Source organism: Pseudomonas sp. NBRC 111143, from assembly GCF_001320965.1.
In the GTDB taxonomy this organism is placed as follows: domain Bacteria; phylum Pseudomonadota; class Gammaproteobacteria; order Pseudomonadales; family Pseudomonadaceae; genus Aquipseudomonas; species Aquipseudomonas machongensis.
In genome coordinates this window covers 34,997-48,878 of the sequence record NZ_BCBT01000048.1, presented here as the reverse complement: position 1 = coordinate 48,878, position 13,882 = coordinate 34,997, and the positions used below count along the sequence as shown (strand labels likewise).

Annotated in this window: 9 protein-coding genes and 1 pseudogene; 6 read left to right on the top strand and 4 right to left on the bottom strand. The window is 55.7% G+C overall.

What is annotated here, in order from left to right; all coding sequences use genetic code 11:
- Positions 1-304 precede the first annotated feature (304 nt).
- Positions 305-715, bottom strand: coding sequence for an Hg(II)-responsive transcriptional regulator (merR, locus tag APH44_RS22080; RefSeq protein ID WP_008567182.1), 411 nt, complete (start codon positions 713-715; stop codon positions 305-307).
- 71 nt (positions 716-786) lie between these two features.
- On the opposite strand from merR, the gene merT reads away from it, so the two are divergent.
- From merT to APH44_RS22050, 6 genes and pseudogenes are all read left to right on the top strand, one after another.
- A complete protein-coding gene (merT, locus tag APH44_RS22075; RefSeq protein WP_021205791.1) occupies positions 787-1,137 on the top strand; it encodes a mercuric ion transporter MerT in 351 nt (116 codons plus the stop codon).
- A gap of 13 nt (positions 1,138-1,150) precedes the next feature.
- Positions 1,151-1,426 carry a mercury resistance system periplasmic binding protein MerP gene (merP, locus tag APH44_RS22070; protein ID WP_008567180.1) on the top strand — a complete coding sequence of 92 codons (276 nt, stop codon included), beginning with the start codon at positions 1,151-1,153 and terminating at the stop codon, positions 1,424-1,426.
- 12 nt (positions 1,427-1,438) lie between these two features.
- Positions 1,439-1,873 (top strand): organomercurial transporter MerC, encoded by a 435-nt coding sequence (merC, locus tag APH44_RS22065; RefSeq protein WP_008567179.1) that lies wholly within the window; start codon positions 1,439-1,441, stop codon positions 1,871-1,873.
- Positions 1,874-1,905: 32 nt separating this feature from the next.
- Positions 1,906-3,588: a mercury(II) reductase gene (gene merA, locus APH44_RS22060; protein ID WP_008567178.1), complete on the top strand. Its 1,683-nt coding sequence runs from the start codon at positions 1,906-1,908 to the stop codon at positions 3,586-3,588.
- A gap of 18 nt (positions 3,589-3,606) precedes the next feature.
- Positions 3,607-4,023, top strand: coding sequence for a hypothetical protein (locus APH44_RS22055; protein ID WP_054894536.1), 417 nt, complete (start codon positions 3,607-3,609; stop codon positions 4,021-4,023).
- Positions 4,024-4,382: 359 nt separating this feature from the next.
- A pseudogene (locus APH44_RS22050) lies at positions 4,383-5,549 on the top strand (DUF4113 domain-containing protein); the annotation flags it as partial.
- A 110-nt stretch (positions 5,550-5,659) separates the two neighbouring features.
- On the opposite strand, the gene APH44_RS22045 reads toward APH44_RS22050, so the two are convergent.
- The 3 genes from APH44_RS22045 to APH44_RS22035 form a co-directional block, all read right to left on the bottom strand.
- A complete protein-coding gene (locus APH44_RS22045) occupies positions 5,660-6,727 on the bottom strand; it encodes a hypothetical protein (RefSeq protein WP_054894535.1) in 1,068 nt (355 codons plus the stop codon).
- Between the two features lie 390 nt (positions 6,728-7,117).
- Positions 7,118-8,557, bottom strand: coding sequence for a hypothetical protein (locus tag APH44_RS22040; RefSeq protein WP_054894534.1), 1,440 nt, complete (start codon positions 8,555-8,557; stop codon positions 7,118-7,120).
- The gene (locus tag APH44_RS22035; RefSeq protein WP_054894533.1) at positions 8,557-13,590 is read right to left on the bottom strand and encodes an AAA domain-containing protein; all 5,034 of its coding nucleotides are present in this window, start codon (positions 13,588-13,590) and stop codon (positions 8,557-8,559) included. Before APH44_RS22035 ends, APH44_RS22040 begins: the two co-directional genes overlap by 1 nt.
- Positions 13,591-13,882 lie beyond the last annotated feature (292 nt).

The following is a 13,882-nucleotide window of genomic DNA, read 5'->3' as shown; positions in this document are numbered from 1 at the left end:
ATCCTAGTGGCGGAAACCGTCAAGAAGATTGAACAACTGGGCGCCACGGCGGCAGGCCGTGGCGAAGCGAAGCGCAGCCCGGCTGTCCGCCTGCAAGGTAGATATGTGCTACTCGACCAGATGCAACGTGGGCCCGCCCCACTGATGCACAAGGGCAAATAGCAGTACCAACCTAGGGCCTTTGCAAGTGCTCCTTTGCCCAGTCAGCGGCGCTCAATGAGCGCCGCTCTTTCCACCTTCAGACCGACAAACAGAGAGCCCTGACAAACGGGAAATCGTGGGCTAACGCGCGAAGTGCGGGCGGTCACTTGCTCGCTTGCAGCGAAACGATCAGCGGACAGCTCACTGTCCCTTGGCTCGCGCAACAGTCATCAACCAGCTGCGCCAAGACCGACTCGATCCGCTGAAGATCCGCGAGTTTCTCACGCACATCCTCAAGCTTCTGCTCGGCGAGCACACGCGCTTCGTCGCAGTGCGCGCCGTCGTCCAGTCGCAACAGTCCGGCCACTTCATCAAGGCTAAAGCCCAGCCGTTGCGCGGACTTCACGAATCTCACCCGTGCGACATCCGCCTCGCCATAGCGGCGAATGCTGCCGTAGGGCTTGTCCGGTTCGGGTAACAGCCCCTTGCGTTGATAGAACCGAATGGTTTCCACGTTAACCCCGGCTGCCTTGGCAAAGGCGCCGATGGTCAGGCTTTCCACCGCGTTGTGCATGCCGCTTGACCCCGTACCTAACTACGGAAATAACCTTAACCCATCGATCAACCACTCGGAAGGATGAACGTATGTCTGAATCGCGAAATGGGCGCGGTGCACTCCTCACTGGAGGTCTGGCGGCAATCCTCGCGTCCACGTGCTGCCTGGGGCCGCTGGTGCTGATCGCCTTGGGCTTCAGCGGTGCCTGGATCGGCAGCCTCACCGTTCTGGAACCTTACCGCCCGTTCTTCATTGGCGCGGCACTGGTTGCGCTGTTCTTCGCTTACCGGCGCATTTTCCGCCCGGCTCAAGTCTGCATACCCGGTGAGGTCTGCGCTGATCCCCAGGTAAGCACCATCTACAAGCTCGTTTTTTGGGTCGTGATGGCCTTGGTGCTGGTCGCGCTCGCTTTCCCCTACATCCTCCCCTTGTTCTACTAATCAGGAGTTGGTCATGAAAAAGCTGCTTGCCGCTCTCGCCCTCATTGCCGTGGTTTCCCCAGTGTGGGCCGCCTCCCAAATCATCACCCTGTCGGTGCCGGGCATGACCTGCGCCGCTTGCCCAATCACGGTGAAGAAAGCGCTGACCAAGGTCGAGGGCGTGACCAAGGCCGAGGTGAGTTATGAGAAGCGCGAAGCCATCGTCACCTTCGACGATGCCAAGACCAGTGCGCAGGCGCTGACCAAGGCGACAGAGGACGCCGGCTACCCGTCCAGCGTCAAGCAATAGGCGGGCATTCCGATGGCAAATTCTTTCAATCTGTTCACACGGATCGGTGACAAAGCCGGTTCCGTCGGCGTGCTGGTTTCCGCCATAGGTTGCGCCTCGTGCTTTCCCGCCCTTGCCAGCCTGGGCGCCACGATCGGACTGGGCTTTTTGAGCCAATGGGAAGGCCTGTTCATCACCACGCTGTTGCCGTTGTTTGCCGGCGTGGCTCTGCTCGTCAATGCCCTCGGCTGGTTCAGTCACCGGCAGTGGCGACGCGCTGCGCCTGGCCTGATCGGCCCGGCCCTGGTGCTGGTAGCGGTGTTTTTGATGCTGGCTCACGGCTGGCGGAGCGGCTGGCTGCTCTATATCGGCCTGGCCGTCATGTTTGGGGTGTCCATCTGGGACTTCGTGTCGCCCGCGCACCGCCGTTGCTCCCCGGCGTCCTGTCCGACGCCGCCAAACCAGTGAACCTGACAAGAGACGATTCAATGAGTAACGTTATGACCGAACTGAAAATCATTGGCATGACCTGCGCATCCTGTGTCGTGCATGTGAAAGAGGCCTTGGAGAAGATTCCGGGCGTGCATCGGGCGGATGTTTCCTACGCCAGTGGGAGGGCCGAATTGAAGGTCGACGAGGCCGTAAGCCGTGAACAAATGCAGGCCGCCGTCGAGGCCCTGGGGTATCGAGCGGCGTTCGAAGACATCACGCTACCTACCCGTCCCGGCCTGCTCGATAAGGCACGGGGCTGGCTGAGCGGTGGCACTGACGCCGGGAAAGAGGGTGACAGGCTTCACGTGGCGGTTATCGGCAGTGGTGGCGCCGCCATGGCGGCCGCGCTCAAGGCGGTAGAAAGGGGGGCCCGCGTCACCCTGATCGAGCGCGGCATCATCGGCGGCACCTGCGTCAACGTCGGCTGCGTGCCCTCCAAGATCATGATTCGCGCCGCGCACGTGGCCCATCTGCGCCGCGAAAGTCCGTTTGATGGCGGACTGCCCGCCACGCCGCCGCTTGTCTTGCGCGAACGGTTGCTCGCCCAGCAACAGGGTCGTGTCGACGAACTGCGCCACGCCAAGTACGAAGGCATTCTGGAAAGCACCCCAGCCATCACCGTGCTGCGTGGCTCCGCCCGCTTCCAGGACAGCCACACGCTCAGTGTGGAACTGGTCGAGGGGGGCGAGCGCATCGTGACCTTCGACCGCTGCCTGATTGCCACCGGCGCCAGTGCGGCCGTGCCGCCGATTCCCGGACTGCAAGATACCCCCTTTTGGAACTCGGAAAAGGCGCTGGCAAGCAGCAGTATTCCGCAACGGCTCGCCGTGATCGGCTCATCCGTGGTGGCCTTGGAGCTGGCGCAAGCCTTTGCCCGGCTGGGTAGCCGCGTCACCATCCTGGCGCGCAACTCGCTGTTCTTCCGTGAAGATCCGGCCATCGGCGCAGCGCTGACGGCGGCCTTCCGCCTGGAGGGCATCGAAGTGCTGGAACAGACGCAAGCCAGCCAGGTGGCCCATGCCAACGGCGAGTTCGTGCTGACCACCAAGCACGGTGAAGTGCGGGTCGACCAACTGCTCGTCGCCACCGGACGCACGCCCAACACCCACGGCCTGAACCTGGAAGCGGCCGGCGTGCAGCTGGATGAACGCGGTGCCATCCAGATCGACCAGGGCATGCGCAGCAGCAAAGCGGATATTTATGCGGCCGGCGACTGCACCAACCAGCCGCAGTTCGTCTATGTCGCGGCGGCGGCCGGCAATCGCGCGGCGATCAACATGACCGGCGGCGAGGCAATGCTCAATCTCGACACCATGCCGGCCGTGGTGTTCACCGACCCGCAGGTGGCCACCGTCGGCTTCAGCGAAGCGGAAGCGCACCAAGCCGGCCTCGAAACCGACAGCCGCACCTTGACCCTGGACAACGTGCCGCGCGCTCTGGCGAACTTTGACACACGGGGGTTCATCAAGCTGGTCGCCGAAACGGGCTCGGGCCGACTGCTGGGCGTGCAGGCAGTGACCCCGGAAGCGGGCGAGCTGATTCAGACGGCCGCCCTCGCCATCCGCGCCCGGATGACGGTGCAGGAACTAGCCGACCAATTGTTCCCCTACCTGACCATGGTCGAGGGCCTGAAGCTCGCGGCGCAAACCTTCAGTAAGGACGTGAAGCAATTGTCCTGCTGCGCCGGGTAAAGAATGCGAGGTGCAAACATGAACATTAAGACTAATGAACTCGGCAGGGGTGACAGCCTGCGCCAGACATGGCAGGTGATCAGCTTCTGGGGGCTGCCTGCCGTTGTCGCGACGCTAACCATTCTTCTGGCAGATCGACACCCCACGCTATTCCTGGCCGCAAGCGCCGCGCTGGCGGTGATGGGTGGCGCCTGCCTGGTCAATGCCGCACGCTGCCGCCGACTTCACTGCTACCTCACGGCGCCGTACTTCCTGTTGCTCGCGCTCGGCGGGCTGCTGGTTTATGGCTTCGACCCGCATGGCGAGCAGTTCTCCAGACTGTGGCTATTGCTGGCACTGGGGGCGGCACCCTTGCTCATCTGGCTGCCCGAGCGCCTGGCCGGCCGAAAGTACCTTGGCGCTCCAGGGTGCGGAGAAGGCCGGGAGTGTCGGTGATGTAGGCCCTCTCAGCAGCCCTGATTGGCCGGGAACGCTTCGGTCTCCGTAATAGTGCTGCGAGCCAAGGACGTTATGCGAGGACTCCGTGTGCTTTTCGGTTTCGCCTGCTCTTCCGAACAACCGAACGACTCCAGCCGACAACAGATGTGCACGCTCATGAAGTTCATTCAAAGTTTTTTGGGGCCTCGCGGCCCCAGGGACACGACATTCGAGGCGGGCAGCTAGTTGGCCGCATGGAGGTGGGTCGGACTGAAAAGCCCTGATTTAGGCTGCGAAGGACGAAAAATTGTTAGCGTAACAATATCGTTAAATATCAATATGTTATGCACTACTAACTGTTAGCGTCATTCAGATACAACGACGGGTGTGTGATAGCTCGATCCTACGATGCAAAACCATTCGTAAAAATGGGCGAGCCATATTTCCAGATTCGAGACAAACTGAGGCAGCACGGAATCGTGCCGTTTTCCAGCAATTATGCCCTGTATGGCGACATATCCGAACGCGTCATGACCATTCTGGAATCAACAGTCGATTCCTGTGAGCGGTACTCGATCGATGAAATCTGGCTAAGCATAGGTGGTATGCCCGGTAACCTTGAGGCATTCGGCCGTGATCTTCGGTCCCGAGTATTACGCTGCACGAGCATCCCGGTAGGTGTTGGAATAGCATCCACTAAAACCCTTGCCAAGTTGGCCAACCACACCGCCAAGCGCTTGCAGGCTCAAACTGGAGGCGTTGTGGATATCCGTGATCCTTTCAAGCGAGACTGGGTTTTGCGTAATACCGCGGTAAGGGAAGTCTGGGGAGTTGGCAGGCGAATGACAGCGCACCTGGAATCCATGGGCATCCTGAGGGCTATGGACTTGGCAACGGCTGATCCCAAGATGCTGCGGCAAAAATTCAGCGTGGTGGTGGAGAAGACCGCCCGTGAACTGGCGGGCATATCTTGCTTGGACGTTGAAGAGGTCGAGCCGCCAAAGCAAGAGATCTGTTGTAGTCGGGCATTCGGCAAACGCCTCACAGAGATTGAACCGATCAAGCAGGCGGTGGCTACTTACGTTGGACGCGCTGCGGAAAAACTCCGAGCTCAAGGTTCGATGTGTAAGCGCATGCGAGTGAGCATCCGCACTGGTATGTTCAATCCTGACGAGGCCCATTACGCTCAGGGAGTGATGGTAGAACTGCCTTACCCGACATGTGACAGCTTGCTCATGACGCAAATGGCCACCGACGCAGTGGCTAAAATCTTTCGTCCCGGCTTCCGTTACAGCAAAGCTGAGGTGCTTTTGATGGATCTGAGGCAGCCAGGTGAGTTCACCGAAGACCTGTTTGCCCCCAAGCAATCTGCAGAATGCGTTCGGCTGATGCAGGTCCTAGACAATATCAACGGAAGATGGGGCCGGGGCACACTGCGCGCTGCCAGTGTTCCAGCATCACCTGACTGGGGAATGCGCCGTGAGATGATGAGCCGATCTTATACGACCAAGCTGGACGAACTTTGGATAGTGCGCTGCGATTAGAGGTATCAGCGGTCGAGGGATTCTCACTGCCGTAAAATTCACAGTGCCCTGAAACCAACTCTGAAACGGGGATTTTCAGAAGGCTTTAGCCATTTTCACCAGGCTCATGGTTAGCCATTCATAAGCTCCTGAAGCTCACTGATTTCACTTCCCTCAAGACCAGGGAGGAAATACATCATGTCGAAATGGAGAACACCTGGTTCATCATTAACCATCATGAACGCATTCATATCGTTCCACAGATGAATTAGGTCTTTATCGGCAGTGACAAAGAAAACGTTGCTCCCGTGATTCCGGATTTCACTCAGGAACAGAATGAGGGAATAAATGTCCAGAGCACCATTGAACGAGTGACCATCGTTGATGAAATTAGGTTTATTGAATTTCAATAGCTTGAGGATGGGGTTGTGCTTCTCGCCGGTTACGGCTTTGAAGACAATTGCCGCGAATATCAGATGAAAACTCTGTACGTTGGCGGCCTTGGCCAAGCTGATGATCGCTTTGAAACCCTCTAGGTTCCGAGGAAAGCGGTGGCCCGACTCGTATTTTTTGTAAACCGCATCAATGAACTCAAGAATCGCTTCTAGGCCTCGGAAAAAGACGGCGCTCGCCTTATGCAACTGTGAAAGCGAAGCGTCGGTGGCCTTTATCGTCAGGTTCGGGGCACGTTCCTGCATCTTGGTGGTGAAGAAACCAAGCTCTGTGCGCATCTCTTCAAGTGACGGAAGTCGCTTGTCAAACCGATTATTCCCCTCAAGCAGGATTGGCTTGGGATCAATAGTTATTTCCCTGTTTTGGAAGAGATCAACCACTACCTGGATGGCGTTTGGCTGAGGATTTCCTTTTTTGTCGATGTGGTTCTTGACGGTGCCAAAGGCATTTTTGTCAAAAAGGACCACAGCGCCGTTCGGAATGAAAGCTAGAGGGCGCCAGCCTCCTGGTGAGAGGGCAATCGCATCGCCTTTCGAATGTACGAACCGGGCAGGAATCTCTGAGTATTCCTTGAAATCTTTTTTCCCATTCATTTCATAGGAAACGTTTTTGGCCTTGAGCTTGATCTCCAGACCTTCGTCATATTTCACATAGTCATCCCAGTTGAGATCAACGAGATTGGCCTCGGCAAAGCTAGCTACTAATTCTTTGTCGAGTTTGAACCACAAAACGTCGTTACTTGGCACCTGCGATTTCCTCTATCTGAAAAGACCACAAAGGTCTGCCACCTTGTGGGAAATTGCGCCCCATTTGACCAGTCGTATGCATCGGACGTGACCACTCGCCTAGCGAATGATGGGAACAGCAGCGCTACTGGGGCACTACCTGGGTGCGCCATCAGCGATGCACATCCCCCCAAGTTCTGAGTGCCGACGTTCTATTAAACTCCTCGACCAACTCGTCTGCGATTTCCCCGATGTCTTCCCGCAACGCGAGCTGCGGGCGCACTGCGTGCATAACATCAATTCTCATAGCCCAGTGTGGGCAAAGCTGCGAAGAGCTGAAGCACCTTGACGACAAAGCCCTTGCGGAGCATCTGCATACCCCACCGCTGCGAACGTTCCCAGTCGCTGCGCTCAAGCGGCGGGGCGCTCGAAGCTACCGAGGTAGCGTTGAGTATTACCTGTGACGTACTCGCCCATCGTGCGGTTTATCAGGTTTTCAACATTAAGGATTTTGGCAGCATCCTCCGTGATGAATCCGAATGGGATAGGCACCGGAGACAACGTCGGCAAAACCAAATGATAAATCACGACCGCGCATCTTCCGTGAATGACCATCGCCTCAAGCGGAGCCAGTTGCTCCGACTCAACAAAGCCGCACAGAAGCAGTCTGGCATTGTTGCAGTCGCCTTTTGCGCGCTTAATCGCCGGCCAATCATCGCTGGCAGAAACAGGGATCAGAATCTTAGCGCCGAATACAGGTTTACCATCATTCCCGCCACCCTTGCTTTTTGTTTTTGAGAGATCAGAAAATGCACTGCAAATCTGAGCATGCCTGGCCGAGCGACCCCAGAGTTCGTGAGAGGCAGGAGCTAACCAGGACAGGCTAATCGGGGCGGCTTGCGGTTCACCCTGAAGTGTTTTCTGATGTTTGCGCAGCACCGAAGAAACTCTATCCCAGTTTTGCTGTAGCTGAAGCGATCCAAAAAGTCGCAGCCCGGAAGACTCTCTAACCTGTGCAACGGCGCTCGCGCTGTTGTAGAGAGCAGAAAGGTCCAGCCCATTTGAAGACACAAAGTCGTAGGCGTCCGAATCTCCCAGGATGTCGGCGAGCTGAAGAACCTGATCGAGGTTTCCTCTACCCAGCATGCGGCTCAACTGCTCCGTTCGCTGACGCATGTAGATCTCGTTTTCGCGCAGACCTTCCTTTGCGACAAAGCGTACCTGCCGAGAGTCGGCATCAATGCTTACACGCTCTTCTATCTTCTCCCAGCCATCCCTTACTTTTTGAACGCCTGCGACCTTGTATAGCTCCGGCGGCCCCCCATCCTGTGCCTGCCCACCCAGGTGACCAGCGCGATAAATGTCGTAAATCTGACGCATGAACGCACCGACGGCCTTCGCACCGGACTCGGAATGTGTATCGCTTGGCGCCTGCAATTCAAGGCAACGTTTGGAGTCGGCATCTCCAAGGCTTTTTCCAAGGCAAGTAAACGCTAGAAGCTCAAACACGAACATCTGCTCGCGCTCTTCCTTGCGCTTCACAATCGGTGACTCATGGTTACCGGCAAATAAGCCACGGCCTTTATCGGTCAGCTCTATTCGTCCATCAGGGCGCGTTTTAAGCTCCCCCGTTTGTAGAAACGGTGTGATGGCAAAACTGAGCTCTTGCGCTGTAAACCCGAAATAATTGGCGATTTCTGCTGGCAGCAGCGCCGAAATCTTTAGTAACCGCAGAAGAAATTCCGGTACCACTGGCAGGCCCCCTTTGTCCACAAGGGTGTACTCAATACGGAACTGTTGCGCGGGCACCACGACGTCCAGCTCGAATAGAACAACTGGGTTAAGCTCCATCAGACAACCCTCCTAGCCGGCGTCACTGGTTTGATGCAGTAGTTGATCGTGTCCTGTTTCGTCTGGATAAAGCTGGCTACATGACCCAATGGAAGCCTCGCGTTCCTGCCGCTCCACATGCTCAAACTGCCTACGATGACCAACCGCTCCATCGCGCGTGACATCGCGACGTTGATACGATTCGGAGTCGCCAAAAAGCCAGGTGATTGATCCGCTTTGGCCCGAGTCAGGGAGACGATGATGATATTGTTTTCTTTACCCTGATAACTGTCGACGGTCTCGATTTTTACCAGCTTGCGGAACTCCTCCGACCAGATTTTCTCGGCAAATCTCTTTCTCACTAGTTTTCGCTGATCGAGGTACATGCAGATGACCCCGATTGGAGGCTCTTGCGACTCGGCCATCTCCATAGCCATGCCCGCGCAAAATTCGGTGTCCTCTGCGATTTCTTCCAGCAGCCGTATGATCGCATCCGCTTCAGCATTGTTAGACAGGCTCAGCGTGCCGCTGTCGTAGGCTTTCTTGCCTAACTCGCTGGTGTCGAGCCAAGTGACCACATGGGACAGGCACTCAGGTACCTTTTGTGAAAAATAGGCAGGACTTGGTCTGTAGCCATTCTCAAGGTCGATGTCATAGAAGATCTCGTTAACCAGATCGCCAATCGCTGGAAGCATTCGATATTGCGTATTGAGCGTCGCCCGAGTGGCACGCCCATACTGGGATTGGAACACTCGCTCAAAGTCGCTGCGCATGACCTGCTGGAATTCAGCTGAGCTGGTTGTAACGCCCAGGGAACGGGCAATGGCTACCTTATGTTCTTCCTCATACGTAGGACGCAACTGGTTGTGGTCGCCGACCAGCAGAACCCGGGAGCCAACCTGCATGGCGATCGCCAATTCACTCGGCGCCGATCGAGCAGCCTCGTCGATGATGACCCAATCAAAATGGGTTTCTGCAAGCTTAAGATGTTGCAGCCCGATACCCACACAGGTGCCGCAAACCAATGTCCGGGACCGCATGAGGAACTCATCATAATTGGCCCTGTTGCTCGACAGGCGCTCGACGTACTCGTGAGAAAGTTGGATCAGGTCAAGGCAGTGTTTGAATTCCGGAGGCCGCACTCCATGAACCGTTTGGACGTGATCATAGATGCGTTCCAGCAATTCTTGGGGAGTGCTTTCGCCCTCGCCCAGCTCGCCAAGAAACAAGCTGGCATTAAGATTCAGCTCGCCCATCAGAGAGGACTTCAGCGCTTGCAAAGCCATTCGATCTGCTCCGTTTCCCTGAGCGCGCAAAATTTCCTCGTCCAGCTTTTTCAACGATCTGACCAAGTGAAACACTCGCTGATTTACATCGACCATCGTCTGGACAAAAACCTTACTCAAACCCAGTGACGAAGCCATGGAACCCACGCGTTCCTTAAGTTCAGCGCTAAACCCATTTCTCTGGCGGTCGATAATATTGCGAGAATAAACGTCCAGTAGCTCCTCAGAGACAACCTGGTCACGATTGCTGAAGCGCACAACGTTTAGCTCGGTGTCCAGTCGACGGCAGTGCGCGCGGATCCGTTCTGCTGCAGTATTGACAGCTTCATGAGACTGGCTGACAAGGAGGATATTTCGCACCCCGACCTTGCTGATCAGATAATGGATGAAGGCCGCGATGAACTCCGTCTTACCTGTACCCGGAGGTCCCTGCAAAAGCCCCACTGGGCCTGTGGTGATAAGCTGCGTAAATGCGGCGCGCTGGGCCTCATTCAGTCCGATGACCGTGCCACTAGCAGTGGTACGTTCGTACACTGCAAAGTCCGCATCGGTGGGCTCTTCAGCATACCCCCTTGGTGCCAGTTTGCATTTTTCGTCAAAGTAATCCATCAGATCTGGCAGCACCGACTGCCGGTTCAAAATCCGCTCCATCGCACCACGACGACGCGTCATTGATGTCTTGTTTTGCCGGCTTTGGAGGAACAATTGAGAATCAGCCTGTACGCGTTTCGAACGACTGGAGGCAAGTACGTAGACTGCATCACGCACGCTCATGCCCAGGTTGATCTCACCGATATCAATGTCCTTTTCCCCGTCTCTGAGGATTAGTCGGATGTTGTCTCCCGCCTCAAAACTCTCAAGGGCCTTCGCATCCATGGCGTACGGAATCAAAAGTCCTACGCCATCCTTGTGGAAGTGTGGTTCTTCGGAAACACGGAAAGAGGGCTGGGCCTCAAGTTCAGTAGAGGTGATAGTTTTCCATATCTGACTGACAGGGAAACTTCGCACTTTCACAGCTTCTAGCTGCGCCTCATCTATGGCCAGCCCGTTGTCCTCGTCCTCACCAGTAATCGAGTCCGCAACGCTTTCACCATCCTCAATGGCCGCTTGCTTACGAACTTCAGCGTCATGCACCTGCGCGGCGAGATTTAAAAACGCCTCATCTTTGGCCAGAAGCTTGGTCAGCTCATAGACATTGACGCTGGCACCGCCCGAAACGCTGAACCGTGCTTCTATGTGGTGGTTTGCCTGACGCGCCAGATAGGCGGGAACCCGCATCTCCTGATTGGCCCTGAACGCATTTACAAACTGCTTGGAAGCAGGATTGAACTCCGTCAGTAACTGCCCGCCGACACCTGCGAACGTCACCTCCAAGGCTTTGGTGGGGGCTCTTTGGTCGGGTTTCACGACAACAAATACTTTCCCGTTGTCAGGTAGGATCTCAAATGCATCGCCACTTCTGTTTCTTAGGACGACAGAGACGTTTTCAATGGTTTTCGCAGGCGTGAAAGCAGCTTCCAGAGCATCCTTGAAACGCTCCAGGGAAAGAAAGCCGGACTCCGTATCCATCTCGTGCGCGACGGCCGCCCTCAGGGCGGGAATGTCCTTTTGCGACGGCACGTCCCAGTCCATGTCCAAGAGCTCAAACACCATTCTCATCACAGCAAAGTTGTCTCGCTCTGCTGGGGTGCAGTTTTCGAGTACGGGGCTGTAGAGGGTGTTGATCGGTGACGCGCCTGAAGCCGAAAAATCCGGACAGTCGAGCAAGTAGACCTGGGTATTTTCGGGAGCGGAACCGACATTGACTTTTACGTTGTGTGGATGCAGATCGCCGTGGCTCAATTGCTGGCCATGCAACCCGTCAACTGCTTCGATTAGCCCGTGGGCGACGACGATACGGGTCTCAAGCGGCAACCCCTTCAGCTCATCCCAGTGCTCACCCTCGATATGCTCCTGAGCCAGGAAAGGGTTACCGCTGCGATCGTAACCAAAGTGTTCAATTTTTGGCAGAAAGGCGAAACCGCTGCCTTTCAGCTGTTCCAAAACTTCAAAGAAAGCCATCAACATCGGCCCTTGGCCGTTCTTGGGATCCCGGGCATTGATCGAGGGCCACGATTTCACGACTAGAGCGCCGGATCGATAAATCAATTTCTCTGCCGTGTCGGCGATAGGGTCATCGTCCTCCCGGTAAGCGGAACTCAGCCGTAGATCGGTAGAGAAAACGTCCAGCCGCCGGTTATCAAATTCAAAACTGGCAGAGTTGTCCGGGGTAGACTCGCTCAATGCCTGCTGAAATGCACCGGCATGATCGAACCGCTCCTTTGGATCATTCTGCAATGCTTGCACGAGGACGTTTGCAGGCCACTCTTCTGATGACTCAACCTGAGCTTGAATACTTGCGACGTAGGCGACATCGAGCTTCAGAGGCATTGGCCGGGCCTGAAGCAGATGCCAACCCAACAGCCCGAGCGCGAAGACATCACGACAAAATGGCGTACTGCCTTCCATCGCAGTTTCCTGGTCTTCAGGGAGCGCGATCGCACCAATGCTCAGCAGGGTACGCAAATCGCCGAGAGTACCGACAGGCTGGTAATAGGCACTGATGAAATTGGAAAGAGCGATCGATGACGATGGAGTGAACCACACGCTGTGGTCACCCAAATCACGGTGAGCAATGTTGAATCCATGCAGTCCAGCAAATTGGGCCAGAAGGATTTTAAAAAGCTGGACGCGCTCAAGCGCAGTCATTCGCTCCACAAAGCGGTTGATGAACTCGTTTAGGCGGTAATGCCCGTCCGGCATTTCAAGCAATTCGGCATATTGCTCGGTGACACTGTCGGGGCTGGCATTACGCTTAGGGCGAGCACAGCGATTCATCAATTCCTGATCGCGCAGACGGAGGTAGACCATGACATCCCTCTCGCGCGAGAGGATTCGGTACCGCCCTTCAGCCGTTCGAGCACGGGTGTCATCGAGCTTCGAAAAGTCCCAGAGCCGGACCATCGCACGGTCATCCTTGTTATGGATATTGACCGCGTCGTACTCTCGGTAGACCTCTGTAGGGTGTGTGAACACCGCTTGAGACTGCGCACGGTAGTCGTCGACAACAAGCTCTTTGGGCTTGACCGTGCCCTCATTGATGACGCCATCGAAGAAGCCGAAATGCTCATTCAAGCCGATATTCGAGCGCGCGTTGAATCGGTCTTTAAACCGCTTAGGGTCGGCCATTTCCAGAAAATCGTTCAGCAGCATGACATGCTGCATCTCGACCTCAGGAAGATTTAGGGTGCATTTGCCAGTGAGCACAATGCAGAAGTCGATCCAGGGCTCTTTCCCGTTAGGCAGCCGAGACTTTAGGCCCTTGATTCGTTTTCTCAGCTCAAAGGTTTTCCGACGGGTTTTGTCTACCGGTGAGACTTCTGTTTCCTTACCGTCTTGGTGCCATTTACCGCCGTGGTTGGTGATCTCGCCGCGCCAGTGCTTAAGCTCGACAACAAGAACGATGCTATGAGTGACGATGACAAGATCGAACTCCCCATCTGAGCCCCGCGAGTTCGCAAAACGAAAGCCTGCGTATCCGCGCCAAGGCCATACGCCATGGCCTGCCTCAGGTTTCTTCAATTGTTTCAGTACGTCAAACGAATTCCCTTTCGTGGAGCCTGACCCCGGTTCCGGAGGAAGCTCTTTGGGCCCAAATGCTTTGGCTATCTTGTCGATAGCGTCGATCTCAAAAGAAAGGAGACCTCCTTCCCAATAGCGTACGTCCATGCAATCCCCGAAACGTTTTTATGGTGAAGTCAATCTGCCATACGTTAAGGTAAATGATGCCGTATTGAAATCTAAGATCGGATGATTGGGTGATTTAGGATCCTTTTTTTTTGAGATCCGCCCAGCCCACAGTTTTCGCTTTCCAGGACTAACTTTGACTCAACCCGCGCTCAAAGCTCGGCCTCTTGCCATGCCCTAAAATCCCAGCAGTAAGGAAAAGAAATCTTTCCTTTAACCGCTGAAAATACCGATAAGGACAATATTTCTTTACTTACTGCTGTTTGCGGATTGC

Bases quoted from the DNA above. Each gene is read 5' to 3' on its own strand.
- merR (WP_008567182.1), bottom strand. From the start codon at position 715: ATGCACAACGCGGTGGAAAGCCTGACCATCGGCGCCTTTGCCAAGGCA.
- merT (WP_021205791.1), top strand. From the start codon at position 787: ATGTCTGAATCGCGAAATGGGCGCGGTGCACTCCTCACTGGAGGTCTG.
- merP (WP_008567180.1), top strand. From the start codon at position 1,151: ATGAAAAAGCTGCTTGCCGCTCTCGCCCTCATTGCCGTGGTTTCCCCA.
- merC (WP_008567179.1), top strand. From the start codon at position 1,439: ATGGCAAATTCTTTCAATCTGTTCACACGGATCGGTGACAAAGCCGGT.
- merA (WP_008567178.1), top strand. From the start codon at position 1,906: ATGACCGAACTGAAAATCATTGGCATGACCTGCGCATCCTGTGTCGTG.
- APH44_RS22055 (WP_054894536.1), top strand. From the start codon at position 3,607: ATGAACATTAAGACTAATGAACTCGGCAGGGGTGACAGCCTGCGCCAG.
- APH44_RS22040 (WP_054894534.1), bottom strand. From the start codon at position 8,557: ATGGAGCTTAACCCAGTTGTTCTATTCGAGCTGGACGTCGTGGTGCCC.
- APH44_RS22035 (WP_054894533.1), bottom strand. From the start codon at position 13,590: ATGGACGTACGCTATTGGGAAGGAGGTCTCCTTTCTTTTGAGATCGAC.